Origin of the sequence: Sphingorhabdus rigui, from assembly GCF_014196595.1 — a bacterium.
GTDB classification, from domain to species: domain Bacteria; phylum Pseudomonadota; class Alphaproteobacteria; order Sphingomonadales; family Sphingomonadaceae; genus Sphingorhabdus_B; species Sphingorhabdus_B rigui.
The window spans coordinates 481,722-507,562 of record NZ_JACIEA010000001.1 but is presented as its reverse complement, the minus strand read 5'-3'; the positions used below and the strand labels follow the sequence as shown (position 1 = coordinate 507,562).

General features: G+C 56.8%; 27 protein-coding genes. 13 read left to right on the top strand and 14 right to left on the bottom strand.

Going from position 1 to position 25,841, the window contains the following annotated elements; genetic code table 11:
* Positions 1-11 precede the first annotated feature (11 nt).
* Positions 12-476 (top strand): DUF3237 domain-containing protein, encoded by a 465-nt coding sequence (locus GGR91_RS02405; RefSeq protein ID WP_183939700.1) that lies wholly within the window; start codon positions 12-14, stop codon positions 474-476.
* On the opposite strand, the gene GGR91_RS02400 is transcribed toward GGR91_RS02405, so the two are convergent.
* From GGR91_RS02400 to GGR91_RS02385, 4 genes are read right to left on the bottom strand one after another with little or no spacing between them, the layout of a single operon-like run.
* A complete protein-coding gene (locus GGR91_RS02400) occupies positions 452-1,351 on the bottom strand; it encodes an EamA family transporter (RefSeq protein ID WP_183939698.1) in 900 nt (299 codons plus the stop codon). The two genes, GGR91_RS02405 and GGR91_RS02400, sit on opposite strands and share 25 nt — an antisense overlap.
* 39 nt (positions 1,352-1,390) lie before the next feature.
* Positions 1,391-2,296, bottom strand: coding sequence for a carbon-nitrogen hydrolase family protein (locus GGR91_RS02395; protein WP_183939696.1), 906 nt, complete (start codon positions 2,294-2,296; stop codon positions 1,391-1,393).
* Entirely contained in the window at positions 2,293-2,883 is a 591-nt protein-coding gene (locus GGR91_RS02390) for a GNAT family N-acetyltransferase (RefSeq protein WP_183939694.1), read from the bottom strand. The genes GGR91_RS02395 and GGR91_RS02390 overlap by 4 nt, the downstream gene beginning before the upstream one ends.
* Entirely contained in the window at positions 2,880-3,293 is a 414-nt protein-coding gene (locus GGR91_RS02385; protein ID WP_183939692.1) for a ketosteroid isomerase-related protein, read from the bottom strand. Before GGR91_RS02385 ends, GGR91_RS02390 begins: the two co-directional genes overlap by 4 nt.
* A gap of 442 nt (positions 3,294-3,735) precedes the next feature.
* On the opposite strand from GGR91_RS02385, the gene rplJ reads away from it, so the two are divergent.
* The 3 genes from rplJ to GGR91_RS02370 all read left to right on the top strand — a co-directional run bounded on the left by rplJ (position 3,736) and on the right by GGR91_RS02370 (position 5,392).
* Positions 3,736-4,251, top strand: coding sequence for a 50S ribosomal protein L10 (rplJ, locus tag GGR91_RS02380; RefSeq protein ID WP_183939690.1), 516 nt, complete (start codon positions 3,736-3,738; stop codon positions 4,249-4,251).
* Between the two features lie 88 nt (positions 4,252-4,339).
* Positions 4,340-4,711, top strand: a complete 372-nt coding sequence (gene rplL, locus GGR91_RS02375; protein WP_183939687.1) for a 50S ribosomal protein L7/L12 — start codon at positions 4,340-4,342, stop codon at positions 4,709-4,711.
* Positions 4,712-4,855: 144 nt separating this feature from the next.
* The gene (locus GGR91_RS02370) at positions 4,856-5,392 is read left to right on the top strand and encodes an adenine phosphoribosyltransferase (RefSeq protein WP_183939685.1); all 537 of its coding nucleotides are present in this window, start codon (positions 4,856-4,858) and stop codon (positions 5,390-5,392) included.
* Positions 5,393-5,411: 19 nt separating this feature from the next.
* Here GGR91_RS02370 and GGR91_RS02365 read toward each other — a convergent pair whose 3' ends face one another.
* From GGR91_RS02365 to GGR91_RS02350, 4 genes are all read right to left on the bottom strand, one after another.
* The gene (locus GGR91_RS02365) at positions 5,412-6,155 is read right to left on the bottom strand and encodes a class I SAM-dependent methyltransferase (protein WP_183939683.1); all 744 of its coding nucleotides are present in this window, start codon (positions 6,153-6,155) and stop codon (positions 5,412-5,414) included.
* A 12-nt stretch (positions 6,156-6,167) separates the two neighbouring features.
* Positions 6,168-6,632, bottom strand: coding sequence for an acyl-CoA thioesterase (locus GGR91_RS02360; RefSeq protein ID WP_183939681.1), 465 nt, complete (start codon positions 6,630-6,632; stop codon positions 6,168-6,170).
* Between the two features lies 1 nt (position 6,633).
* A complete protein-coding gene (locus GGR91_RS02355) occupies positions 6,634-7,845 on the bottom strand; it encodes an LL-diaminopimelate aminotransferase (RefSeq protein WP_183939679.1) in 1,212 nt (403 codons plus the stop codon).
* A gap of 88 nt (positions 7,846-7,933) precedes the next feature.
* Positions 7,934-9,778, bottom strand: coding sequence for a DEAD/DEAH box helicase (locus GGR91_RS02350; RefSeq protein ID WP_183939677.1), 1,845 nt, complete (start codon positions 9,776-9,778; stop codon positions 7,934-7,936).
* A gap of 98 nt (positions 9,779-9,876) precedes the next feature.
* Here GGR91_RS02350 and GGR91_RS02345 point away from each other — a divergent pair, with 98 nt between their 5' ends.
* The 5 genes from GGR91_RS02345 (at position 9,877) to clpS (ending at position 15,292) form a co-directional block, all read left to right on the top strand.
* On the top strand, positions 9,877-11,517 hold the full coding sequence (locus GGR91_RS02345) for a PHA/PHB synthase family protein (protein ID WP_183939675.1): 1,641 nt from the start codon (positions 9,877-9,879) through the stop codon (positions 11,515-11,517).
* Between the two features lie 64 nt (positions 11,518-11,581).
* Positions 11,582-12,775, top strand: a complete 1,194-nt coding sequence (locus tag GGR91_RS02340) for an acyl-CoA dehydrogenase family protein (protein WP_183939672.1) — start codon at positions 11,582-11,584, stop codon at positions 12,773-12,775.
* 111 nt (positions 12,776-12,886) lie between these two features.
* Positions 12,887-14,026 (top strand): acyl-CoA dehydrogenase family protein, encoded by a 1,140-nt coding sequence (locus GGR91_RS02335; RefSeq protein ID WP_183939670.1) that lies wholly within the window; start codon positions 12,887-12,889, stop codon positions 14,024-14,026.
* A 281-nt stretch (positions 14,027-14,307) separates the two neighbouring features.
* A complete protein-coding gene (locus GGR91_RS02330) occupies positions 14,308-14,745 on the top strand; it encodes a phasin family protein (RefSeq protein ID WP_183939668.1) in 438 nt (145 codons plus the stop codon).
* A gap of 217 nt (positions 14,746-14,962) precedes the next feature.
* Entirely contained in the window at positions 14,963-15,292 is a 330-nt protein-coding gene (gene clpS / locus GGR91_RS02325) for an ATP-dependent Clp protease adapter ClpS (protein WP_322788758.1), read from the top strand.
* Between the two features lie 9 nt (positions 15,293-15,301).
* Here the strand turns inward: clpS and GGR91_RS02320 are convergent, their stop codons facing one another.
* Positions 15,302-16,999 carry an amidohydrolase gene (locus tag GGR91_RS02320; protein WP_183939666.1) on the bottom strand — a complete coding sequence of 566 codons (1,698 nt, stop codon included), beginning with the start codon at positions 16,997-16,999 and terminating at the stop codon, positions 15,302-15,304.
* Positions 17,000-17,085: 86 nt separating this feature from the next.
* On the opposite strand from GGR91_RS02320, the gene GGR91_RS02315 reads away from it, so the two are divergent.
* From GGR91_RS02315 to GGR91_RS02300, 4 genes are all read left to right on the top strand, one after another.
* On the top strand, positions 17,086-17,811 hold the full coding sequence (locus tag GGR91_RS02315) for an SDR family NAD(P)-dependent oxidoreductase (RefSeq protein WP_183939664.1): 726 nt from the start codon (positions 17,086-17,088) through the stop codon (positions 17,809-17,811).
* Positions 17,793-18,413, top strand: coding sequence for a 2-hydroxychromene-2-carboxylate isomerase (locus GGR91_RS02310; protein WP_246337020.1), 621 nt, complete (start codon positions 17,793-17,795; stop codon positions 18,411-18,413). The genes GGR91_RS02315 and GGR91_RS02310 overlap by 19 nt, the downstream gene beginning before the upstream one ends.
* Before the next feature lie 50 nt (positions 18,414-18,463).
* Complete coding sequence (murA, locus tag GGR91_RS02305; RefSeq protein ID WP_183939662.1) at positions 18,464-19,744, top strand: UDP-N-acetylglucosamine 1-carboxyvinyltransferase; 1,281 nt, start codon at positions 18,464-18,466, stop codon at positions 19,742-19,744.
* Between the two features lie 128 nt (positions 19,745-19,872).
* The gene (locus GGR91_RS02300; RefSeq protein ID WP_183939660.1) at positions 19,873-20,454 is read left to right on the top strand and encodes a LuxR C-terminal-related transcriptional regulator; all 582 of its coding nucleotides are present in this window, start codon (positions 19,873-19,875) and stop codon (positions 20,452-20,454) included.
* Positions 20,455-20,485: 31 nt separating this feature from the next.
* On the opposite strand, the gene GGR91_RS11595 is transcribed toward GGR91_RS02300, so the two are convergent.
* From GGR91_RS11595 to GGR91_RS02275, 5 genes are all read right to left on the bottom strand, one after another.
* Complete coding sequence (locus GGR91_RS11595) at positions 20,486-20,713, bottom strand: ribbon-helix-helix domain-containing protein (RefSeq protein ID WP_183939658.1); 228 nt, start codon at positions 20,711-20,713, stop codon at positions 20,486-20,488.
* Between the two features lie 13 nt (positions 20,714-20,726).
* Positions 20,727-21,449 (bottom strand): acetoacetyl-CoA reductase, encoded by a 723-nt coding sequence (gene phbB / locus GGR91_RS02290; protein ID WP_183939656.1) that lies wholly within the window; start codon positions 21,447-21,449, stop codon positions 20,727-20,729.
* Positions 21,450-21,557: 108 nt separating this feature from the next.
* A complete protein-coding gene (gene hemH / locus GGR91_RS02285; RefSeq protein WP_183941516.1) occupies positions 21,558-22,556 on the bottom strand; it encodes a ferrochelatase in 999 nt (332 codons plus the stop codon).
* Positions 22,556-24,832: a xanthine dehydrogenase family protein molybdopterin-binding subunit gene (locus tag GGR91_RS02280; RefSeq protein ID WP_183939654.1), complete on the bottom strand. Its 2,277-nt coding sequence runs from the start codon at positions 24,830-24,832 to the stop codon at positions 22,556-22,558. The genes hemH and GGR91_RS02280 overlap by 1 nt, the downstream gene beginning before the upstream one ends.
* The gene (locus tag GGR91_RS02275) at positions 24,829-25,803 is read right to left on the bottom strand and encodes an Mrp/NBP35 family ATP-binding protein (protein WP_183939652.1); all 975 of its coding nucleotides are present in this window, start codon (positions 25,801-25,803) and stop codon (positions 24,829-24,831) included. The genes GGR91_RS02280 and GGR91_RS02275 overlap by 4 nt, the downstream gene beginning before the upstream one ends.
* Positions 25,804-25,841 lie beyond the last annotated feature (38 nt).

Below are 25,841 nucleotides of genomic sequence, written 5' to 3'. Positions count from 1 at the left end.
GCAACTGTGCAATGAACAATTTACCGCACCGCCACCTCATCACCATGACGCTGACCGTTGATTTCGCAGGGATGATCAGCATCGGCCAAACCCCCGCCGGCCTGCGCCGCATTGCCCCCGTCACCGGCGGCCACTTTGCTGGCGAGCGGCTGAACGGCACGGTGCTGCCGGGCGGAAATGATTGGGTCGTCAACCGTGAAGATGGCGTGATGGTAATCGACGTCCGCCTAACGCTGCAAACCGACGACGGGGCGATGGTTTACCTCAATTATCAGGGTCGCTTTTTGGCCGAAGCCGAAGCAATGTCCCGGTTTCGCAAAGGCGCATTGCTGGAGCGCCACGAATATTCACTGGCAATCATCGCAAAATTCGAATGTGGGGATAGCCGCTATAGCTGGCTGAATAATGTCATCGCCGTCGGTACCGGCGAACAAACCGCCGCGGGTCCGGTCTATTCGATTTTCGAAATAGGCTGAAAAAATCTTGGCCATAAAAGGCTTAACGCCAACCCGCCCATGACCAGCGCGGCGGCAAGCAATTTCCAGCTCTGTAATGGCTCGTGCAAGAACAAAGCCGACGCCCCCATCCCGAATATCGGCACCAGCAACGCCATAGGTGCAACAGTTGCCGCCGGATGCCGCGCCAAAAGCCATCCCCAAATCCCATAGCCGAACATCGTGTTGCCAACCGCTTGCCAGACCACCGCCGCCCAGGTCGTCGCTGTTGCTGCATGCACGCCCGCAATCAAGGCCGACGGGCCTTCAAATAACAAGGCGAGGGTCAACAGTGGCGGCACGGCAAAGATGCTGGCCCAGACCACATAAGCAAGCATGTCGACCTTACCCGCCGCGCGCGAGACCATATTGCCACTCGACCAGCAAAAGGCAGCCGTTACGACGAGCATCAATCCCAATGGCGTCGCACTGCCGTCCGAATGGGTCAGAATGACGGCCAGCCCGCTTGTCGCTAACGCCAGTGCAGCCCATTGGAAACTGCGTACCCTCTCCCCCGTCAGGCGCATGGATAGGGCAATGGTAAAGAAGACCTGGATCTGGACGACCAGTGAGGCGAGGCCCGGCGTGATATCGCCTTTCATCGCCAAAAACAGCAGGCCGAACTGCCCGGCCCCGATCAGGACGCCGTACGCCGCCAGATTGGACAAAGGCACGGCAGGCCGTTTTAGGAAAAATGCCGCGGGCAGAAATGCGCACGTAAAACGCAGCGTCGCAAGCCACAAAGGCGGCAAATGGGTAAGCGCCAATTTGATGACAACGAAATTCGTACCCCACACCGCCATCACTGCGATCGCGAGCAGAAGGTGCAGGCGTGGTAAGGCGGCGTTTTGTGGCATAGAAGTCCCCCTAACCGCTCCGCCCGTTTTTGCGAACAGTTAATCCAGCGGCACAACTTCTACCGGCAGATCGCTGGCAATTGCGCCGCAATATTGTTCGGGCCAATGCGCAAAGGGACGAACGGCCCCTTCGGTGCGCCAGCGGTTCACGCGCGCAAGATCAGCGTCTGCCATGACCCACGCCCCCTGCCCTTCGGTCCCAATCGCCACAACGCCGTCATCGGGACTATCGCCATCAGGCGGAACGAACAGCCCTGCCGCACCATAATTTTCGTCCAGCGCCGGCGACCATGGGGCCATGCCAACGGTCGGTGCCTGCGCCACAAAAATCTGGTTTTCCAATGCCCGCGCCTGTGCCCCAATCCGAACGCGGTGATAGCCTTGCAAGCTGTCGGTGCACGACGGGCAGAGAATAGCCTGTGCGCCCGCTTTTGCCTGCGCCCGCGCGATCATCGGAAATTCGATGTCATAGCAGGTGGAAATGCCCAGCATTCCCAAAGATGTCCGAAAAACCCGCAGGCTTTTTCCGCCCTTAATGTCCCAGGATTCACGTTCGAACCGGGTCATCATGATCTTGTCCTGATACGCCGTTTGCCCGTCCGGCATATACAGGGTCGCCCTGTTTACAACCTGCCCATCTTCTTGGCCAAAGGGTCGGGTTCCGCCGAGCAGAACGACGCCAAATTGCCGGGCGAGATCAGCATAATGGGCGTCAATTCTCGGCCCCAGTGCAACCACTGCCCGCAACGAGGCGTGCAGATCGCTTGCTGTTGACCTGTCGATTGCGGCCAATTCCATCGCCGCATATTCGGGAAACACCAAAATCTGTGCGCCTTGCGCGGCGGCATCGCCCACCCACTGCCCGACCTTGCCTTGCCAACTCGCAAAGCTATCAGGTTCCCCAATGGGATATTGGGCTGCCGCTATACGAACCGACGCGGTCACAGGTCACGCATCCAAAATTGCATCACATGCGCGCTTTCGAAATCATCGCCCAGATCCTGCCATTCAAGCGTTCCGGTCAAACCGGGCACCGGCGCATAGCCGCGGGCACGCCAGAACGGGTGCAAATCGCGAGGCGTTTCGGGCCGCATCGGATGATCGTCAGGGCGGATCACTGCGCAAAAGGCGGTTTTCCTTGCCCCTGCAGCGCGCGCTGCGTCTTCACGCGCGTTGAAAAACCGGTGTCCAATGCCTTGCCCCTGATATTGCGGCAGCAGAACGGATTCCCCGAAATAGAATATCTGCGCAACATCCAGCCCTTGGTCACAGAAGGGGTTCTGGATGTCCGGCTTCTGCCCCTCCAATGGAGACGCCGTAGCCGCGCCGATGATTGAGTCCCCATCCCGGGCAACGACAAGCACCGAACCCGGTTCGCGCACAAATTCGGCCATATAAGCGGCTTCATACTCTGCACTGCCGTCATACAGATAGGGCCAGCTGCGAAAAACCCGGATCCGCAGATCAGACAGCGCCGGAATGGCGGCCCAGCGCTCCTCGGGATCCGTCAAGGAACGGACGTCTACGGTCATGAAACCTGGGCAATCCAGTCGGCAAGATTATAATAGACCGAAACGCGTGTGATTTTTCCGTCCGCGACCTCAAAGAAACCGCCGGCTGGCAAGCTGTAGCTCTGGCCATGCGCGGCAGGAAAGCCTTCATCCGCCACCTTGTAAATGCCGTCGACGATGAATTCCGCAGCCGCGCGCCTGCCGTCTTCGCTGGTCATAATGGCAATGTCACGCAGCTGCTCACTATAGGCATGGTCCATGCGGCCAAGAAAGGCGCGAAAGGCGAGCTTGCCGGTTTCACGGTCGCCTTGATTGATATCATGCGCCACATTGTCATTCAGGCACGCCAAGATGCCTTCAACATCCATGGCATTGAATGCAGCATAATATGCGCCAATCAGCGCCGCCGTTTTTTCACGCGTGTCGGGCATGTATCATTGTGTCCTTTAACCTGATGAATTGCGTTTCGATTAAGTCAGCGAGGCAAGGATTGTCCAGTAAGATAAATTGTCCGGACTTTCATAGGATTTTGAAACGCGATCGCGGCGGACAGCGATCAAAGCGGCGGTCGCCCTTGACTCTGCGCCCAACCCTGCTAATGCCCGCCTCGTTCGGTGGGGCGACGGCTCCACCGGCAACCGTCCGAGACAGTTGGTGAACGGAATGTGCCGTTCTTAATTTCCAGCCTAGACGGGGATAGAGATTTCAGGACTGGCTTTTGCCATCCTTCGCCACCGCTCCCGATTTTAGATCGTGTGAGTTCGGCATGAAACTTCCCCACGGACTGAAGTCAGCGGATCGCCCAGCCGGGTGTTTCGCTTTTCGTGTTGGATTTTGTCGGCTTGCCGGCGAAGTCTGAAAAAGGAGTAATGCATGAACCGTTCTGAAAAGACCGAAACAGTTGCATCGCTGAACGCCACTTTCAATGAAGCGGCGGTTGTCGTCGTCACCCGTAATCTCGGGCTGACGGTTGCACAATCGACCGACCTTCGTTTGAAGATGCGGGATGCTGGCGCAAGCTATAAGGTTGCCAAGAACCGTCTTGCCAAAATCGCTCTTGAAGGAACGCAATATGGATCGGTAGCTGAATTGCTTACCGGCCCTACAGCGCTCGCTACATCGTCGGACCCGGTTGCAGCTGCAAAGATTGCTGTCGAGTTCGCAAAGACCAATGACAAACTTGAAATTGTCGGCGGCGCGATGGGTGACACGTTCCTTGATGTAAACGGTGTAAAGGCGCTGGCTTCGTTGCCATCGCTCGACGAACTGCGCGGCACGCTTATCGGGCTTATCCAAGCACCGGCAACGAAGCTTGCACAGCTGTCGACCGCACCTGCTGCGAAATTGGCACGCGTTTTTGGTGCCTATGCTGACCAAAAGGCAGCATAACTTTTTTGAATTAAACCGGCTGCGTCCCATGGTTTTAACCGGCTGGGCGGGCCCTACAGATATGACAGAAAATCGGAGTGTTATTTAAATGGCTGATATTGAAAAGCTCGTAGACCAACTTTCGGCATTGACCGTTCTTGAAGCGGCTGAACTTGCTAAGGCTTTGGAAGAAAAGTGGGGCGTTAGCGCCGCTGCTGCTGTTGCTGTTGCTGCACCTGCTGGTGCCGCTGCACCAGCTGCTGAAGAGCAGACTGAATTTGACGTTATCTTGACCGGCGACGGCGGCAACAAGATTGCAGTCATCAAGGAAGTCCGTGCGATCACCAACCTTGGTCTGACCGAAGCAAAGGCTCTTGTTGAGTCCGCGCCAAAGGCGATCAAGGAAGGCGTAAACAAGGCAGAAGCCGAAGACATCAAGGCGAAGATCCTTGCAGCCGGCGGAACCGTCGAACTGAAGTAATTCGGTTTCCCTTACGGGATATAAAATGGGGCGGCCTAGCAATAGGCTGCCCCTTTTTTATGGCCGCGCGTTCGGCATCAATAAACACAAATGTTCCGGCCCTTTTCTTTTGAAAAGTCTGCAGGTTGCGGGCAGTCATGACGCATGAATAGCAACGCCGATCTCGCCGCCCTGATTCGCAACATTCCGGATTATCCAAAACCGGGAATCATGTTCCGTGACGTGTCTAGCCTGCTGCTCGACGCAGAGGGCTATCGCATGACCATTGACCGGCTCGCAGCGCTGGTGGACCCCGATACGCAGCTTGTCGCGGGCATTGAGGCACGTGGCTTTATCGTGGCGTCTGCTCTGGCATATGTGCTTGGCCTTGGCCAATTGATGCTGCGCAAACCTGGCAAGCTTCCCGGCGAGAAAATCGGCACGGATTACACGCTCGAATATGGCACCGACCGCATTGAAATGCATGTGGGCCATGTGCAGCCAGACCAGAAAGTGCTGCTGGTCGACGATTTGATTGCCACTGGCGGCACGGCACTGGCTGGCGTTGACTTAATCCAGCAAGGCGGCGGCAGGGTTGAACAAGCTTTGTTCATCGTCGACCTGCCGGACCTTGGCGGCGCGGCCAAGTTGCGCGCCCAAGGCGTGCGGGTCGCATCGTTGATAGGTTTTGACGGCGATTAAGCGCGCCGAAACATTCAGCCTAGTTTTGCGGATAGCGCGACGCGCATGTCTTGATTTTTGACGGCTCAGGCCGCTGCCCGCTGACTTCAAAGCGGGCGATATATCCACCCAGTTTCAATTGCTCGGTAAAGCCCGTCAAACGATAGCCCACGGCATCAAATTCGCAGAACAACAGCTTTGGCGGAATACCGTGCTGGGCGGTGGGACGATCGCGGTCTACGACAATGACCTGTCCGCCCTTGGCGAGCGCAGGCCGCATACGCCATAGAAACGCGTAGGGCTCGCTTATTTCATGATACATATGCACCATGAAAACGCGGTCAAAGCTGTTTTCTGGCAACCGGGGATCGTCCAGAGCGCCTTCCTTGATGGCAACATTATCGAGCTGTTCGCGCGTGACCCGGTCACCAAGTCGGTCAAGCGCATCCCGATTGATATCCTGCGCAAGCACGCGCCCTTTTGGTCCAACGCGGTCCGCAAGGCGGATGGTGTAATAGCCCTCGCCTGCCCCGATATCAGCGACCGTGGTCCCAAGCTGTATCCCGGCCCAATCCATCACAAATTCCGCCTCTCCCGCTTCATCACGTGCGGCTTCAGTCGAAAATTCGGTATCGCCGGCTGTGGAGACCAGACGTTCGGCGCGCGGGAATGCTTCCGCGCTCTCGCTTCGTTCGTCTGCGGTACCCGCTGGCGTGCAGCCGCTCACCAATAGCAGTGGAACCGCAATGATGGCCAGAAAGCTCAAACGGGCGTTCGTGCGCATGCCCAGCTCGTCTTACGCGTCGGCCATTACAGCCGCAGGGGTCGCAGCCTGTTGATCGAAGTTCAGGAAAACATCCTTCACCCAATGTGGCAAGGGAATGGGGCGATGCGTATCGAGGTCCACATGCACGCTGACAAGGTCAACTGTTGCACGCAAATCGTCTGAGCCATCTTCGGTAATGCCATGAATTTCGACGATTTGAGTCATGCTGGTCCGCCCAGTCGCAACCGTGCGCGCCATAACCTCAATAAGCTCGTCCGGCTTAATCGGCGCAAACCAAGTGACGGTCGCCTTTTTGACATGAAACTCCAAAGGCGCGCCATCGGCATAATCGCGAAATTTCGCCTCGCGCCAATATTCGGTGACCGCAACATCGGCATAATCCAGATAGCGCGCGTTAAAGACGACGCCTTGCGCATCCGTCTCTGACCAGCGCACGCGGAAACGGTGATGGAAAGCAAACTCGCTCCGCGCCATGTCAGATAGCCTTTGATTGGCCAGGGGTGTTGACCCCCATCGATTGCAGATACCGTTTCACGTTCCGTGCGGCCTGACGCAGGCGATGCTCGTTTTCAACCATAGCGATACGGACATAGCCTTCGCCGTCTTCGCCATATCCCACGCCCGGCGCGACCGCGACCTTTGCTTCGGTCAGCAACTGTTTGGAAAACTCAAGGCTGCCCAGATGCGCAAGCGCAGGTGGCAAGGGGGCCCATGCGAACATCGACGCCTTTGGTGCGGGAATATCCCACCCTGCGCGGCCAAATGCCTCCACAAGGATATCGCGGCGCTTGTGATAGAGCTGGCGATTTTGTTCAACAATGTCTTGTGGGCCATTTAATGCAGCGCACGCCGCCGCCTGAATAGGCGTAAACGCACCATAATCGAGGTAGCTTTTAACGCGCGTCATCGCCGCGATCAGTTCGCGATTGCCCACCGCAAAGCCGATACGCCATCCTGCCATCGAATAGGTTTTGGACAATGATGTGAATTCAACCGCAACATCCTTGCCGCCCTTCACTTGCAAAATGGACGGGGTCGGGTTGCCGTCAAAATAGAGTTCTGAATAGGCAAGATCGGACAATATCCAGACCTCGTTCTCTTTCGCCCAAGCAACAAGCCGCTCGTAAAACGCCAGATCAACGGTTTCTGCGGTGGGGTTGGATGGATAGTTGACCACCAAAATCGACGGCCGCGGGACTGTGAACGCCATTGCGCGCTCCAGCGACCGGAAATAATTTTCATCAGGTGTCGTGGGCACGGACCGAATGGTCGCGCCAGCGATGATGAAACCGAACGTGTGGATCGGGTAGCTCGGGTTCGGCGCCAATACGACGTCACCCGGCGCAGTGATAGCGGTTGCAAGGCTTGCAAGGCCCTCTTTTGAACCCATCGTGACCACGACTTCGGTTTCAGGATCAACATCCACCCCAAAGCGACGCGCGTAATAATTGGCCTGCGCCTTACGGAGCCCGGGAATACCTCTGGAAGCCGAATAGCCATGGGCATCGGGCTTTTGCGCGACTTCGCACAATTTTTCGATGACATGCGGCGGCGGGGGCAAATCAGGATTGCCCATGCCCAGATCGATAATGTCCTCTCCCGCACCACGGGCCGCCGCACGCATCGCATTAACTTCGGCGATAACATAAGGTGGCAGACGCTTGATGCGGTAGAATTCTTCGGACATTGGCTCCCGTTTCCGATTAGTTGATTACAGAGCCGCCCTCATGCGCGAAGTTTTCGTGCATTTCCAGAAAAAGCTTTCGGTCCGCGGATTAGCGCGGCCGATTGCCTTTCGCTTTGTGCCGCACGCCATGCTTTGATGGTGGTGGCCCATCATTGCGGAATGGACGTACACCGTCACGGTTTGATCCACCACGTGGACCGCCGCGTGGCGGGCCGTCACCGCGAGGTCCATCTCCGCGTGGATTGACGCCCAATTGGGCACGTTGCGGGCGGCCACCATCGCGACCTCCATCGCGGCCTCCGTCGCGACCCATGCGCTTGTTTTCACGCGCAGCTTCACGTGGCGGGCCATTGGCTTGCACGATCTCGACATCATTGTCTTCGTCATGCCCCGGCTGCGCGATTGCTTTGGCAAATTTTGCAACAGCGGCAGCAGCGATACCCACATGGGTTTCGTTCGCTGCAATCCGGATGGCACCAATGTCATTCTTGGTCACACCGCCACGGCGGCACAACAGCGGCAATATCCATTTTGGATCTGCGTTGTTGCGGCGGCCAACGTTGAGCTTGAACCAAACAGAATCATCAAATCCGGCGCGATGGTCATCACGCGGACGTTCGCGCGTGCCGTCATCCAGCATGTCTTCTGCCTGCGGCATTTTGGCGCGATGCACACGAACAAGTGCAGCGGCGATGTCTTCAGCCGACATCGTTTCGAGCAGCTTTGCACCCAATGCACGATCTTCATCTTCAACTTCGACGGGTGTCAAAAGTGTTTCGAGCAGACGTTCATGGTCCTTGGCGCGGATATCTGCGGCAGTCGGGACTTTAATCCAGTCTGCCTCAATCTTCGCGCCGCGCAACATCGATTCCACGCGCTTGCGGCGCTGATAAGGCACAATGAGAACTGCGGTCCCCTTACGACCTGCACGCCCGGTGCGCCCCGACCTGTGCTGAAGCCCTTCGGCATCGCGCGGCAATTCGACGTGGACCACCAATGACAGGTTCGGCAAATCGATACCGCGTGCCGCAACGTCGGTTGCAACGCATACACGGGCACGGCGGTCACGCAGCGCCTGAAGCGCCTGATTTCGTTCGGACTGCGAATGCTCACCCGACAGCGCAACGACATTGAAGCCGCGCTCGGTCAAGCTGGCGTGCAGGCGACGCACGTTTTCGCGCGTCGCACAGAACAGGATAGCGGTTTCGGCCTCATGCAGACGCAGCAGGTTCACAACTGCGTTCTCAATGTCCGGTGGAGCGACCGTGACGACCTGATAGCTGATATCACCATGGCCGCGGTCTTCACCGACGGTTGAGATGCGCAGGGCGTCTTGTTGGTAACGCTTGGCCAGCGACACGATTGGCTTCGGCATCGTGGCCGAGAAAAGCAAAGTGCGGCGGCCTTCGGGCGTCGCGTTCAATATTTCTTCGAGTTCCTCGCGGAAACCCATGTCGAGCATTTCGTCAGCTTCGTCGAGAATCGCGACCTTCAATGCCGACAGGTCAAGTGCGCCACGCTCCAAGTGATCGCGCAAACGGCCAGGTGTTCCGACGACAATTTGTGCGCCTTGATTCAACGTGCGGCGTTCTTTCGACGCATCCATACCGCCAACGCAGGTCGCGATGCGAACGCCAGCCTTGGCATATAGCCACATGAGTTCGCGGCTGACCTGCAAGGCCAGTTCGCGCGTTGGTGCGATGATGAGTGCGGCGGGTTCGCGCGCAAGGCTGACCAGTCCACCATCAAGGATTTGCGGTGCCATGGCCAAGCCAAAAGCAACGGTTTTGCCTGATCCAGTCTGGGCCGACACGACAAGGTCGCGGCCTTCGGCCTCAGCTGTCATGACAGCAGATTGAACAGGGGTTAAAGCAGTATAGCCACGAGCGGTGAGCGCTTCATCAAGAAGCGGGGGAAGATTTTCAAACGTCATTATTGCGCGCCTTTGCGCCCTTTTTTACCTAATGTCCATGCTGCGCCGCACAACAAAACAATCTTCGACAATTTTCTGACATTTGTTATGCATTGAATATGGCCGATTCACCGAAATCCCCACCCTTCATGGATCCCGACCAATTCGCCAAAATGCTGGAGGGTTCGGCAGCCTCTGCGGCTGACCCAATGCAGGCATATCGCGCCGCGATGGACGCGTGGGGAACGATACTTGCGCCATTGGCCAAGGCCGGTCGCAGCAAAATTGATCCCTCCGATCGCCGCTTTGCTGCACCTGAATGGGAACACCCCGTTTTCGACCTGATGCGTCAGGGATATCAGGTGATGGCTGACTATATGCTCGGCGCGGCTGACCAACTGGATGGCGTCGCCGATAGTGACAAAGCCAAAATGGGCTTTGCCGTGCGCAGCATGATCGAGGCGATGAGCCCCGCAAATTCGCCCTTCACAAACCCCGTCGCACTACAACGGGCGATGGAGACCAACGGCGCAAGCCTGATGGCGGGCATGCAGAACCTGATGACAGATTTGCAGCGCGGTCAGCTGACGCACAGCGATTCTAATGCCTTTAAGCTGGGCGAAAACATCGCGGCAACGCCGGGTAAAGTCGTCCATCAAACGCCGTTGTATCAGCTGATCCAATATGACCCAGCGACCCCGGACGTGTTGGCGACGCCGCTGATTATTTTTCCGCCATGGATAAACCGCTTCTACATTCTCGATCTGACAGCGGAAAAAAGTTTCATCAAATATTGCGTTGACCAAGGCATCACCGTTTTTGTCGTGTCCTGGAAATCTGCAGACAGTTCGATGAAGGACATCATCTGGGACGATTATATCGCGGCGCAGATAGATGCGATCGATACGGTTCGCGACGGCCTTGGCGTGCCAGATGTGCATGCGATAGGATATTGTGTTGCAGGAACGACCTTGGCAGCGACGCTTGCCGTGCTCGCCGCAACAGGCGGTGCCGACAAAGTGCGAAGCGCGACATTCTTTACCGCGCAAGTCGATTTCAGCACGGGCGGCGAATTGCTGAATTTCATCGACGACAACCAGATCGCAATGGTCGAAATGTTGAGCGCCCCGCATGGCTATTTGGACGGTCGCTTCCTTGCGCTGACGTTCAACATGCTGCGCGGCAAGGATCTGATCTGGTCGACGGTCGTCAAAAATTATTTGCTGGGCGAAGATTACCCCGCGTTCGATCTGCTGCACTGGAATGGCGATGTCACCAATCTTCCCGCAAAATGGCACAAAGCCTATCTGGCGGACCTCTATCGCGATAACCGTCTGGTTGAACCGGACAGCCTATCTGCGCTGGGTACGCCGATTGATTTGCGTCGCGTGCAAACACCTTCCTACATTCAGGCCGGACGTGAAGACCATATCGCGCCTGCCGAAAGCGTTTGGAAGCTTCAGGATCACCTGAGCGGCCCTGTCAAATTCCTGTTGGCCGGCAGCGGACATATTGCGGGTGTGGTGAACCCTCCGGCGCAAAACAAATATCAATATTGGACCAACGAAGGCACCGCAGGCTCGCTTGAAGAATTCATCGACGGCGCCACCGAAACCAAGGGCAGCTGGTGGCCCGATTGGCTTGTTTGGCTGCTGGACAAGGGTGACGATAAAGTCCCTGCACAGGGTGCACGCATACCCGGTCAAGGCGCATTGAAGGCCTTAGAATCCGCTCCGGGAAGCTATGTAAAAGCGCGATGAGATTCAATTGACGTTTACGTAAACGTTCACTAGTTCTGATTCAGCTATTTTTAGGAGAATCGTGATGCAATTGGAATTCAGTCCCGAAGAAATCGCCTTCCAAAAGGAAGTGCGCACATTCATCGCCGAAAATTATCCCGAGAATCTCCGTTCGGTGCAAGACGAAGGACATGATCTTTCGAAAGAAGATTTTCTGTCATGGCATCGCATTCTTGCGAAAAAAGGCTGGATCGCGCCAGCATGGCCTGTCGAATATGGCGGCACTGGCTGGACCGCAACGCAACGCTTCATCTGGTCCGAAGAACTCGCCGCAGCGGATTGCGTCGGCACCATGCCATTTGGCCTATCGATGGTCGGACCCGTCATCTACACCTTCGGCACGCCAGAGCAAAAAGCCCGCTTCCTGCCCGGCATCTTGTCCGGCGACGATTGGTGGTGCCAAGGGTATTCGGAACCTGGCGCAGGTTCTGACCTTGCTTCGCTGCGTACAAAGGCGGTCCGCGATGGCGACCATTATGTTGTGAACGGCCAAAAGACATGGACCACGATGGCGCAACATGCTGACTGGGGTTTCTTCCTCGTCCGTACCGATTCCGATGCCAAGGCGCAGGAAGGCATTAGCTTCCTTCTCATCGACATGAAGACGCCCGGCGTAACCGTTCGCCCAATCATCACTTTGGGCGGCGAGCATGAAGTCAACGAAGTGTGGTTGGAAGACGTCCGCGTACCCGTTGAAAACCGCGTCTATGAAGAAAACAAAGGCTGGACTTGCGCCAAGTTCTTGCTGGCGCATGAGCGTACCGGCATTGCCGCAGTTGCCCGTTCGAAGCGTGGCGTTGAAAAGATCAAAGCGATTGCACGCACAGAGCAGGACGGTGACCTTCCATTGATCGCCAACCCATTTTTCAAGCGTAAGATTTCGGAACTTGAAATCGACCTGACCGCGTTGGAATTCACCGAACTGCGTAGCCTTGCGGGCGAAGCGGCAGGCAAGGGCCCCGGCCCTGAATCCAGCCTGTTGAAAATCAAGGGCTCTGAAATCCAGCAGCGGATTACCGAACTCGCTCTGGAAGCAGTCGGCCATTATGGCGCGCCCTATTTCCGCGGATTTGGCGAAGGCGACAACGAACATCCAATTGGTCCGGATTACGCGCATCGCGCTGCTCCGACCTATTTCAACACCCGCAAGACGACGATTTACGGTGGCTCCAACGAGATCCAGCGCAACATCATCGCCAAGATGGTGCTGGGTATTTAATCTAACATTTTGCCGTCACCCTGAACGCGTTTCAGGGTCTTAATGCGCAACGTTGACATTAAGATGCTGAAACAAGTTCAGCATGACGGACCACTGGACAGGATAATTATAATGGATTTCAGCTACACCGAAACGCAGGACATGATCCGCGAAACCCTGAGCCGCTTTCTGGCGGACACATATGACTTTGACAGCCGCAACAAGATGATCTCCAGCGGCAGCGGGCGTGACCCCGGCATCTGGAAGGCACTGGCGCAAGATCTCGGCATGCTCGGCGCATCATTTAGCGAAGAACATGGCGGACTTGGCGGCGGCCACCTCGAAAATGCTTTGATCATGGAAGAATTGGGTAAGGTCATTGCGATCGAACCTTATCTGCAGACCGTCGTTCTTGGCGGTGGTGCGTTGAAGGCTGTTGGCGGCGCGATTGCCGATGCCGTCATTCCAGAAATCATTGGCGGCAACGTCATCATCGCATTTGCCTACGCGGAGCCGCAGGGTCGCTATAATCTTGCGAACATTCGCACGACAGCGAAGAAAGACGGCGCAGGCTATGTGCTGAACGGCCATAAGGGCGTGGTTTACGCCGCCCCTTGGGCAACGCATTTGCTGGTCACCGCCCGCACCGGCGGTTCAGGCAGCGAAGCCAATGGCGTATCGTTGTTCCTGATTGACGCAAATACCGCTGGTATCGTGCGCCGCGACTATCCCACCGTTGACGGCTTCCAAGCTTCTGAAGTCTATTTTGAAAATGTTGCTATCCCCGGCGACGCGTTGTTGGGTGATGAGGGCGCTGGCCTTCCGCTAATCGAGCGCATTGTTGACGAAGCAACGGTTGCCGTCTGTGCAGAAGCCTGCGGTGTCACTGCCAAGCTGCATTCGGGCACGCTCGAATATGCGCGGCAGCGTAACCAATTTGGCCAGCCCATTTCGCGCTTCCAAGTATTGCAGCACCGCATGGTCGATATGTTCATGGAAGTTGAACAGTCAAAATCCATGACCACAATGGCTACCTTGAAGCTCGATTTGCCAGCGGCAGAACGTATGGCTGCGGTATCGGCATGCAAGGCGAAGGTTTCGCGCGCAGCGAAGTTCGTGGGCCAAAGTGCCATTCAAACGCATGGCGGTATTGGCATCACGCAGGAACTGGCCATCGGTCATTTCTTCAAGCGCGCTACCATGATTGAAAGCCAATTTGGTTCGGCTGACCATCATTATGAGCGTTTTGAACGCCTGACATTGGCGGATTAACGCGCCAATTCAATTTATTGTGCAGTGCAACATTTTTGTTGACAGTGCGTGCACGAATCTTTATTGTGCACTGCAACACAACAGAAATGGTGCACGCCATGGTACGCAAATTAGCAGCTACGCCTTCGACTGAAACCGTTGAACCAACGGCGTCGAACGCTGCGCCTGCGAAAGCTACTCCAAGCACCGTTGCAAAGAAGAAGGTTGCGAAACCTGCTGCTTTACCGGCCAAGAAAGCCGTGTCTGTTGGATCTGAACCGATTGCTCAAGGAGTGACGAATATGACTGACACTGTAAAAGCCACCGCTGAAAAGGCGACGGAGTTTTTCGCTGACGTGCGTGAAAAGGCAAGCGAAGCGACTGAAAAAGGCAAGAAGTTCGCGGCTGATGCCGTTGAATTCAACAAAGCGAACGTCGAAGCGATCGTTGAAGCTGGCAAGATCGTTGCCAAGGGCGCTCAGGAAATGGGCAAGACCAACATCGAATTCGCCAAGAAGAATTTCGAAGACGCTCAGGTTGCGGTGAAAGAATTGACTGCCGTCAAATCGCCAACCGATTTCGTGAAGCTGCAGGGTGAACTTGCACGCAAGGGCTTTGACACTGCAGTAGCGCAGGGTTCGAAGAACACCGAAGCGATGGTCAAGCTGGTAAACGAAATGTTCCAGCCGATTTCGAACCGCATCGCGGCAACGACTGAGCTTTTCAAGAAAGCTGCATAAGTTTTCCGAGGTTATTGCGCTGGTGCATTTCGCGTCCGCTGCCTTCTCTCTCTCCTCCTTATGGTGGTGGGCAACCGAGACACGCTAGCGCAATCATAAAAGAGCCGTCCTTTCCCCTGCGGAAAGGGCGGTTTCTTTTTAGCCGATGGAAATTGATATTGAACAGGGGTTGCACAGGCACCCTACCCTGACCTATTTTAGAGTGATGCATATCCACATGGCACATGATGACGACGACAAATCAGGGGGCACACCCGGCGTCGGCCTTGCCACGCGCACACGGCCAAAGACGCAAAAGCCCAGCCTGTATAAAGTCCTGCTGCTCAACGACGATTATACGCCGATGGAGTTCGTCGTTCATGTGCTGAAGGCATTTTTTCAGATGGACACAGATCAGGCCACCCGCGTGATGCTACATGTCCATCAAAAGGGCGTCGGCGTGTGCGGCATCTTCACCTATGAAGTTGCTGAAACCAAAGTGACTCAGGTCATGGACTTCGCCCAAAAAAATCAGCACCCGCTGCAATGTACGTTGGAAAAAGACTAGGGTCAGGACCTATGGTTCGCGCGGCGAACCCAACGACCCATATATTGTTTTGCCATCCTTAATCGTCGCGACCACTTTGATGCTGTATATTTTGGCCGCGTCCACGGTCAGCGGGTTTCCGTCTAGAACAACAAGATCCGCGCGCTTACCCGCCACTAGGCTGCCTTTGTTCCCGTCCTCTCCGATTTGCCATGCGGCATTGATCGTCACTTGTTGCAATGCGCGATAGGGCGATATCCGCTCCATTGGTCCCAATATGTCGCCGCTCTGCGTCAGCCTGTTCACCGATGACCAGACCAGCCGCATCATGTCGGGCGGCACAACCGGGGAATCATTATGCGCCGTCGGGCGCAGCCCCAGTGCCCATCCCGTTGCCTGTGGCGAGATAAAATCGGCGCGCTTGGGCCCAAGCGCTACGTCGCGGTGCCAGTCGCCCCAATAATAGGTATGGTTGGCAAAAAAGCTGGGCTGGATATCCAGCGCCTTCATATCTTTTAGCTGATCCAGTTGGACGACTTGATTATGGATGGCGATGGTGCGCTTGCCCGCCAGACCATTATCCCGGACCCCGTCGATCAAGGCCTGCGCCGCGGCATCGCCGTTGACATGGACAAAAACCTGCCAGCCATTTTGTGCGGCATCCGCCAGTTTGGCGTTGAACAATTTCAGATCAATCGCCGGATAACCGGCATAGCCTTCTTTCTGGCCATGTGGCGGGATGGGTACCGGGTCTTTCAACCACGCCGTACGTCCCTGCGGCGAACCATCGAGCGTCAGTTTAATGCCGCCAATGCGCAAATGCCCGCCCGCTGGATAAGGCTTGCCAATCCGCGCACGTACCGCCGGGGACCAGTCACGTTCAAAAGATGTCAGCGCCACGACGTCAATCGGGAATAGCCCGCGCTTGTCCGCTTCCTCCATCGCTGCCCAGCTTTCCGGCATGATCCGTCCGTCCTGCCCGGTGGTGATACCGTTGGCGGCATAGATTTTGGCACCCGTCACCAGCGGCGCAATGCTGGCATCCATACTGGGCGGTGTCAGCACTTTCATCACGGGATACAGCGCCGTTTCCTCCAGCACGCCATTGGGGGTTTTGCCATCGGCCTCACGCCGGATCACCCCGCCCATTGGATCGGGCGTTTCTGGCGTATAGCCAACCAGCTTGAGCATCGCCGAATTCATCGCTGCAAAATGCCCGCTGACATGCAGAACCAAAATCGGCACGGTACTGGAAACCGCATCCAGATCCGCCAGTGTCGGATGGCGCCGCTCGGCCAGTTGCGAGTCGTCATAGCCATTGCCGATAATCAGCGGCATGCCATCGGGGCGTGGATATCGGCGCAGCGCGTCCTGCAACTCTGCGATCGATGTAACGGTCCCAACGGGCGGTGGTTGCAATTGCGCCATCGCGGCATTCTGCCCAACATAGCCCATATGCCCGTGCGCATCGATGAAGCCGGGCAGAACGGTGCGCCCTTTCAGGTCCAGCAATTCAACCTTTTTGTCCGCAGCTTTTTTGACCGAGGCGAGCGTGCCAAGAGCGGCGATTTTGCCGTTGCGCAGCAATATGGCCTCAACAAACTCGGGCTGATCGCCAGCCATGGTGAGTATCGACCCGCCCGTTAGGATGACGTCCGTCGTTTGCGCTGGGGTCGCAGCCAATAGCAACGGTGCAAATGCGCACAGCAGGCCATATTTCAAACGCATTATTCTCTCTCCCAAGACTTTATCGGCCGACTATCGGTTGCAAATTCCGGGCTGGCAAGCCATCCAATCATGCAAGGAGAAATAATATGGCAGCAGCATTGATCGTTGGCGCAGGTGACGCAACGGGCGGCGCGATTGCAAAGGCTTTTGCCCGCGAAGGTTACACCGCTTGTGTCAACCGACGCGCCCGCAATGCGGACCAGCTGGAAGCGTTGGTAAAATCCATTCATGCGGAGGGCTATGCTGCCCGCGCCTATCCCGCAGACGCGCGCATTGAGGAAGAAGTCGTGGCAATGGTCGACGCGATTGAACGCGATGTGGGCCCAATTGAGGTCGCCGTGTTCAACATCGGGGCCAATGTGAACTTCTCAATTCTGGATATGACCGCACAGGTTTACCGCAAGGTCTGGGAAATGGCGGCCTTTGCGGGTTTCCTCATGGGACGTGAGGCGGCACGACGGATGGTCGAGCGCCAGTCGGGAACAATCATTTTCACCGGCGCGACCGCAAGCATCCGCGGCGGAAGCGGCTTTTCAGCCTTTTCCGGCGCAAAAGGCGCGCTGCGCATGCTGGCGCAATCAATGGCGCGCGAACTTGGGCCGAAGAATATTCACGTGGCGCATGTCATCATTGATGGCGGCATCGACACAGCTTTTATCAGGGGCATTCACCCCGATTTCGAAGCGGCCAAGGCGGCCGACGGTGTGTTGTCGCCCGATGCGATTGCACTGCAATATGTGGCATTGCACAAGCAACACCGAAGCGCGTGGACGCATGAGATGGATTTACGGCCATGGACGGAGAATTTTTGATGACCAAAAGCTTCCAATTTCTTTTCGATTTCGGCGGCCCCAACAGCTATCTCGCCCACAAGATGCTGCCCGATATCTGCGCGCGTACGGGCGCTGAAGCGGTCTATATCCCCATCTCGCTGGGGGGATTGTTCAAACTTACGAACAACCAAGCGCCGCTTATGCGCTATGCGGAGACGCCTGCAAAACGCAATTATGAGATGCTGGAATTCGACCGTTTCGTCAAAGCGCATGCGCTGCCGTTCAAAATGAACCCGCGCTTTCCCATCAATTCGCTGCAGCTGATGCGTGGCGCGATTGCCGCCCAACATCTCGGCTCCTTTGCGCCTTATGTGAACGCAGTGATGGCGGCGATGTGGGAAGACGGCGCGGACATGGGCGATGCACAGATTGTCGCGACGGTTCTAGACGCAGCTGGCCTCGACAGTGCCGCATTGCTTGCAAAGGCCGAGGATCCGTCTGTGAAAGCGGAATTGATCGCGAATACCGAAGATGCCGCCAAACGCGGGGCATTTGGCGTCCCGACATTCTTTGTCGGCGACGAGATATATTGGGGCAAAGAACGACTTGGTCAGCTTGAGATTGCGCTCACGACGTTGTGACTTCCAATTCCTAAGTTGCGCCGCAATCGATTCCCGCTAAATACGCTGCGATGGATAAGATAATCGTACGCGGCGGCAATACGCTCAAGGGGAAGATCCCCATTTCAGGTGCGAAGAACAGCGCATTGACGCTGATACCCTGCGCGTTGCTGACCGACGAGCCGCTGACCTTGCGCAATTTGCCGCGCTTGGCCGACATTGACGGTTTTCAACATTTGATGAACCAGTTCGGTATTTCCACAACGGTTGCCGGATCGCGTCCCGAAGATTTCGGCCGCGTGATGACGCTCGAAGCGACGCGTATCACCACAAACATCGCGCCCTATGATCTTGTCCGCAAAATGCGCGCGTCGATTCTGGTTTTGGGCCCAATGCTTGCCCGTGCGGGCGAGGCGACCGTGTCGTTGCCCGGCGGATGCGCCATTGGCAACCGGCCAATCGACCTTCACCTGAAGGCGCTGGAAGCCTTTGGCGTCGAAATTGAAGTTGCCGCAGGATATGTGAAGGCGGTCGCCAAAAAAGGGATTCCCGGCGGGACCTATACCTTCCCCGTGGTGTCCGTGGGCGCGACTGAAAATGCATTGATGGCGGCAAGCCTTGCGAAGGGCACATGTGTTCTGCACAATGCGGCGCGCGAGCCAGAAATCGTCGATTTGTGCAACTTGCTTGTCGCGATGGGCGCGCAGATTGAGGGCATCGGTACTTCCGACCTCATCATTCACGGCAAAGACCGTCTGCATGGCGCGACATACCGCGTGATGAGCGACCGAATCGAAGCTGGCAGCTATGCCTGCGCCGCAGCCATTACCGGCGGCGATATTGAACTTGTCGGCGCAAAAGCGAGCGAAATGGATGCAACGCTGGATGCGCTGCGCCAATCAGGCGTCACCGTTGAAGAAACGGCAGGCGGGATCCGCGTCGCTTCCGATGGCAAATTAAAGCCGCTGACGATTTCAACCGCGCCATATCCCGGCTTTGCAACCGATATGCAGGCGCAGTTTATGGCCATGCTGTGCGTTGCAGATGGCGCAAGTGTTCTGACCGAAACGATTTTCGAGAACCGGTACATGCACGTGCCCGAACTCAACCGTATGGGCGCGCATATCGAAACCAAGGGCCGTACGGCCATTGTCCACGGCGTGAAGAAAATGACGGGCGCGCCTGTTATGGCAACCGATTTGAGAGCCTCTATGAGCCTCGTGATCGCTGGCCTAGTGGCAGAGGGCGAAACGCATGTGAGCCGGCTGTACCACCTCGACAGGGGCTATGAGCGGCTAGAAGAAAAGCTTCAGCTGATCGGTGCCGATGTTGAGCGGGTGGGCTCAGACTAAACAGCGCCATTCGAATCGGAACTTCGCATTGAAGGAACAGTTGCCACGTTGATATTTTTGCGGCATCTCCCATCGTAGTGAAAACGAATTTGAATCCGAAGCCAAGCCGAGCCACGCGTCATCCAGTTTTGGATTCGATCCGCTTTAGCCCCATCGCAACCGTCGTCAGCGACCCCACGAAGGCAGACAATCCCCTGATTGCGGTGAATGCGGCTTTTTGTGCACTGACCGGCTATGCAGAAGACGAAGTTATCGGTCGCAACTGCCGCTTTTTGCGCGGTCCGGACACCGAAAATGGCCAAACCGAAAAACTGCGTTCCGCAGTATATGGGAAGCACCCTGCACTGGCTGAGCTTATCAATTACCGGAAAGACGGCACCCCCTTTCGCAACGCGGTGATGATCGCGCCATTGTTCGACAATGATGGGAATCTTGAGCTGTTCGTCGGGTCCCAGATCGAAGTTCTACCCGAAGAGGAGAGCATTGGGCTGGTGCGGCAACAACAGGCTGCACAGATCGTCGACCGGCTTTCGCCCCGCCAGCGGGAGATTTTGCAGCAGATGGCCCGCGGTTTCCGGACAAAGCAGATTGCCTATCGATTGTCCTTAAGCGAAAAAACGGTTCAAATGCACCGCATGCTGATGTTCAAGAAACTGTCGACGTCGAATGCGGCAGATGCCGTCCGCATAGCCGTCGAAGCGGGGCTTTAACCGACCGGACAGGTCGATGCGACGGAACCCTTTATGCGTTCGCCATCACCCACAATCGAATCGCACTCGCCAACCCACACGGCGTGCCTGATTCCAGACGCTCCACATCGATTTGCGCGACCAACGCATTGACGGGCAAATCCCTCTGCTCGGCAACCCGTTTCAACGCGTCCCAGAAAAGCGGTTCCAGACTGATGGAGGTTTGATGCCCCGCCACCGTCATGCTGCGCTTTACGGGCGGATGATAAATGTCGCTCACCCGCCGACGACCATCAATACATGTGCTGACCACCGTTGATCGACAAAGTCGAACCGGTGATGAAGCCTGCATTGTCGCTCGTCAAAAATTCGACGCCGCGCGCGATTTCGTCGGGTTGACCCAATCGGCCCACGGGGATTTGTGCGACAATCTTTTCCATCACATTTTCTGGGATGGTCGAGAGCATTTCGGTGCCGATATAGCCCGGCGCGATCGCATTGGCGGTCACGCCATAACGCGCACCTTCAGCAGCAAGCGATTTGGTAAAACCATGGATGCCTGATTTCGCGGCCGCGTAATTCACCTGCCCGATTTGGCCGCCCTGACCGTTGACCGAGCCAATATTGACGATGCGGCCCCATTTGCGTTCGCGCATGCCCGCAAATACCGCCTTGGCCATGTTGAAACAGCCGGTCAGGTCGACACGGATAACTTCGTCCCATTGTTCAAAGGTCATCTTCATCATCGTAGCATCGCGGGTGATGCCCGCGTTGTTGACCATGATGTCGATCGGCCCGAACTCCGCCTCAATCGCGGCGCAGGCGGCTAGACAGCTTTGGTGATCGCCAACGTCCCACTTCCGCACCGCAATGCCGGTACGCTCGGAAAATGCCTTGGCGGCCGCGTCATTGCCGCCATAGTTGGCGATGACCATCCGGCCTTTTTCCTGAAGCTTCAAACAGATCGCTTCGCCAATACCTCTGGTGCCGCCCGTAACCACCGCAATTCGTGACATGCATTGCTCTCCTCATCGCCATTTCCGCCATGATTAATGCACAAGGGCGCAAGTGCAAGTTGCCGTAAACGTTAGCACAAAAAAGCCGCAGCCACGCTGTGCCAACGATTAGATCCAGCCAGCGAGTTCCTGCGCGATAATCTGTTCAAGCATATCCATGCCGACATCGCTGTCGTTCAAGCACGGCAGATAGGCATAATGCGTGCCGCCTGCTTCTTCGAACTGCTCATGCCCCTGCATCGCCAGCTCTTCGAGCGTTTCGAGGCAATCGACCGAAAAGCCCGGCGCAAAAATCGCGACTTTCTTCGTCCCTTCGCGCGCAAGCTTCATCAGCGTGTTATCCGTGGCGGGTTCAAGCCATTTTGCCCGCCCAAAGCGGGATTGAAAACTGACAATAAGCGCGCGACCCATGGCTTCCGACAGAAGCCGTGCGGTCTTTTGGCAGTGGCAATGATAAGGGTCACCCAAATGGAGCGTCCGTTCCGGCATTCCGTGGAAACTGATCACAAGCGCGTCGGGTACGAAATCCAACTTCGCAAGCGACGCTTCAATCGACGACTTCAACGCGCCGATATAGCGTGCATCATCATGATAAGCGGGTAGCGTCCGGATCGCCGGATGCCATCGCATAGCGGTCAGCGTAGCATATGCCTCATCAAGCACAGTACCCGTCGTCGCCCCCGAATATTGCGGGTATAATGGCGCAATAAAAATCCGGTTGCACCCCGCCGCTTTCATCGCGGCAAGTTGGTCAGCGACGGACGGATTGCCATAACGCATGGCGTACCGCACATCGGCGATCCCTTCCATGCGCGCCTGCAAAGCTTCCGCCTGTCCGGCTGTAAAAAAGGCGAGCGGCGATCCTTTTTCCGTCCAAACTTTGGCATATGCCTTCGCCGATTTTTGCGGACGGGTGTTCAAAATGATGCCGCGCAAAATCGGCTGCCACAGCAAAGGCGGAATTTCGACAACGCGTCGATCCGACAAAAACTGTTTCAAATAGCGCTTCACCGCTGACGTCGTCGGTGCGTCTGGCGTGCCCAGATTCACCAACAGGACGCCAACTTTGGGCGTCGCTACGGGTGGGTGGTCAATTGGTAATGTCATCATAGTCCCCGGGACAGCAATGGAAGTTCACGCAAACGTATTCCCGCTGCAGAGAATAATGCGTTTGCAAGTGCGGGGGCGACTGGTGGCACCCCGAGTTCTGTTACACCGCCCGGCGCCGCATCGCTGCGCGCAAATTCAACGGTGATTTCCGGCACATCGGCCAATTTCGGCAAGTCCACATCGCGCAGACGGCGGGCAGTTGGCATGCCGTTCTGATATTCAGTTGTTGAACCCAATGCTTGCGCCAATCCAAACACAATGCCGCCCTCAATCTGCTGGCGCGCGAGGTCGGGATTAATGAGCCGCCCGCAATCCGCCATCGCATGAATACGGTCGACACGCACGCCGGTTTCGCTGGTACGCGCCGTCACGATAACGGCAATGTGGCTGCCGCGCATGCTGTGGCAAGCAATGCCGCGTCCGCTGCCCGAGCCGCCCCCGTCCCATCCCGCCATGTTGGCGACGCCCGTAAGGCATCGGGCAAGCCGCGTTTGGCCGACAAGCATTTGCATGCGAAACGACAAAGGCTCGACGCCAGCTTTTTGGGCAAGCTCGTCGATGAAACCTTCGACGAAGAAGCAGTTGTAGCTGTTGGCAAGGCTCCGCCACGGCCCGGTTGGTACCGGCATGCGCACGGGGAAATGGTCAATCGTCAGATTGGGAATGGCATATGGTATCTCCGCACCGTGCACCGCCAGCGCGTCAAATTCGCCTGCAGACGCCTTGCGCGCTGCGTCGGCGCTTTGCCCATCGATACGGTTCGCAAGCTCACGCATGCTGGATGCTGCCGCCACCCGCACGCTCATGGCGGTCACTGCGCCTTCGGCATTTATCGCGGCGGATAAACGGCCCAGCGCCGGTGTGCGAACATGATCCCGCAGGAAGTCTTCGGGGCGCGACCAGACCAGTTGCACCGGTCGTCCCACTTCCTTGGCAATGACCGCAACTTGCGCGGCGATCACATTGTCAAAATTGCGGTCAAAACTTCCGCCCGCCATGACGGGGTAGAGAACGACATCATTTACATCGATGCCAATGGCATTTGCTGCAGCAACGCGCGCGGCCTGTGGCGCTTGTGATGCGATCCATAATTGCAGACGACCATTGCGATAATCCGCCGTCGCTGAACGTGTTTCAATAGGGGCGTGCACCGCCGCACCCACCGAATAGTCGGCTTTAAAAATGCGCGTTGCCGTCTCCGGCGCCATTGCCGCGTCAACGTCGCCTGATTTGAAGGCACGGAAGCCGGGGCCTTTGGCGATAGCGTCGTTCAGCGACTGGCCGATTTTCTGGCTGTCCGCCAGGCCGCCTTTTGTCGCGAAGACGGGCTTCATTGCATCGAGCGCGGTGTTCGCTGCCCACCAGTTGCTTGCCACCGCGGCAACCCAGCTTTTGGTGCGCACAACTTGCACCACGCCGCGCATTTTCAGCGCCGCTTTTGTGTTGACCGATTTCAGCCTGGTGTCGCCCGCAGGACCGCCCCGGACCGACGCGTAAAGCATATCGGGCAAACGAATGTCGCCCGCAAAGCTTGCGCTGCCATCGACCTTGGCAGACAGATCGAGCCGCGGCGCGTCACGGCCCGAAAGGCGGTTGCGCGGCGATGAATTCAGCGGGATCGGCGATGGCGGCGCAAGCTCTGATGCTTCAATGACAAGATCAGCGAATGCGAGGCGTTTCTTTCCAAAGACCACAAAGCCGCGGTCCGTTTGGCACTGTTCCCACGAAATGTCCCAGCGCGCTGCCGCGGCCTGACACAAGACCGCCCGGGCCGCTGCGCCAGCTTCACGGCATGGCTGTTCAAACTGCCTTATGGAGGATGATCCGCCGGTCACCACAAAGACGTCGCGTCTCGCAAGTTCGTTAATGCTGCTGGCAACGGGACCGCCATCTGCGTTGAGCGAGAGGTTTTCGGGCATGAATGCCGGGGCCCACTCACGCGCCAATAATGTGTTTGCGAATATCGGACTTGGCGGCACTGGCTGGACTGCCACCGATCGCCAGTCAGCGCCAAGCTCTCCGGCGACGATCTGTGCCAATGCCGTATACACGCCTTGGCCAGACTCGCTTTGTGGAACGCCGACGACGATTTTGCCGTCCTCGGCTATTTTAAGCCACGGTCCGAAAAGATGCTCGCCCTCTACTGTCCGTAAATTGGGCGTATAGCGGCGCGGCCACAGGCCCCAAGCCACAAGCAAACCGACGCCAGCGCCGCCGCCAATGAGCAGCTTTCGGCGGCTAATGCCTTCGCTTGCCCCTGCGTCTTCTGTCATGCAGGCGCGGCCTGTGGCGCATCCATCCATGCGGACACTTGCCGGGCAATCGCCGCATACGCATCGCTAATGGGGCCTTCATCCAGTGCCGGCGGATTGCCCGCATCGCTTGCCATGCGGATTTTGATATCGAGCGGAATGCGACCCAAGAACGGAATGCCCAGTTCCTTTGCCGCGGCTTCCGCTCCGCCGGAACCAAAAGGATCACTCATTTCGCCGCAATGCGGACAGAGATAGCCTGCCATATTTTCAACGAGCCCAATGATCGGGACTTTCGCGGTGTCAAAAAAGCTGATGGCGCGGGTAGCGTCAATCAACGCCAAATCCTGCGGCGTGGAAATGATAACGGCACCGACCGGCTTGTGTTTTTGGATCATCGACAATTGGATGTCACCGGTGCCCGGCGGCATATCGACCACGATGTCGCGCACATCTCCCCATTTGGCATCGACAAGCTGCGACAGGGCATTGCCCGCCATCGGGCCACGCCACGCAATGGCCTGGCCCGGATTGACCAACTGGCCCATCGACAGGAAAGGCACGCCACCAGCGCCCATTACGGGTATCATATTCTTGCCTTCGGCTTCTGGCTTCACGCCCTCAACACCCATCAACCGTGGTTGCGATGGGCCGTAGATATCGGCATCGACAAGCCCGACCGATCGGCCGGCCCGCGCCATGGCGATGGCAAGGTTCGTCGACAGCGTTGATTTACCCACGCCACCTTTGCCGCTGGCCACAGCGATCAAGCGCGGCGTAATCCGCTCCGCCGTCAACATGATCCGAACCGAGGTCGCCCCTGCGCGTTCAACGGCGCTGCGAACATCGGCCTCCATTTGCGTGCGCGCATCCGCGTTTAATCCCGACACATCGAGCATAAGCGAAACTGCGCCATCGGCGATTTTCAAACCGCTTGCGCGTGCGCCGGCAACGGCAGAAATTATATGAGAAAAATCTTCAATATTTGGCATATCATGCCGAATAGATTCAGAATTGCGGGATTGACACT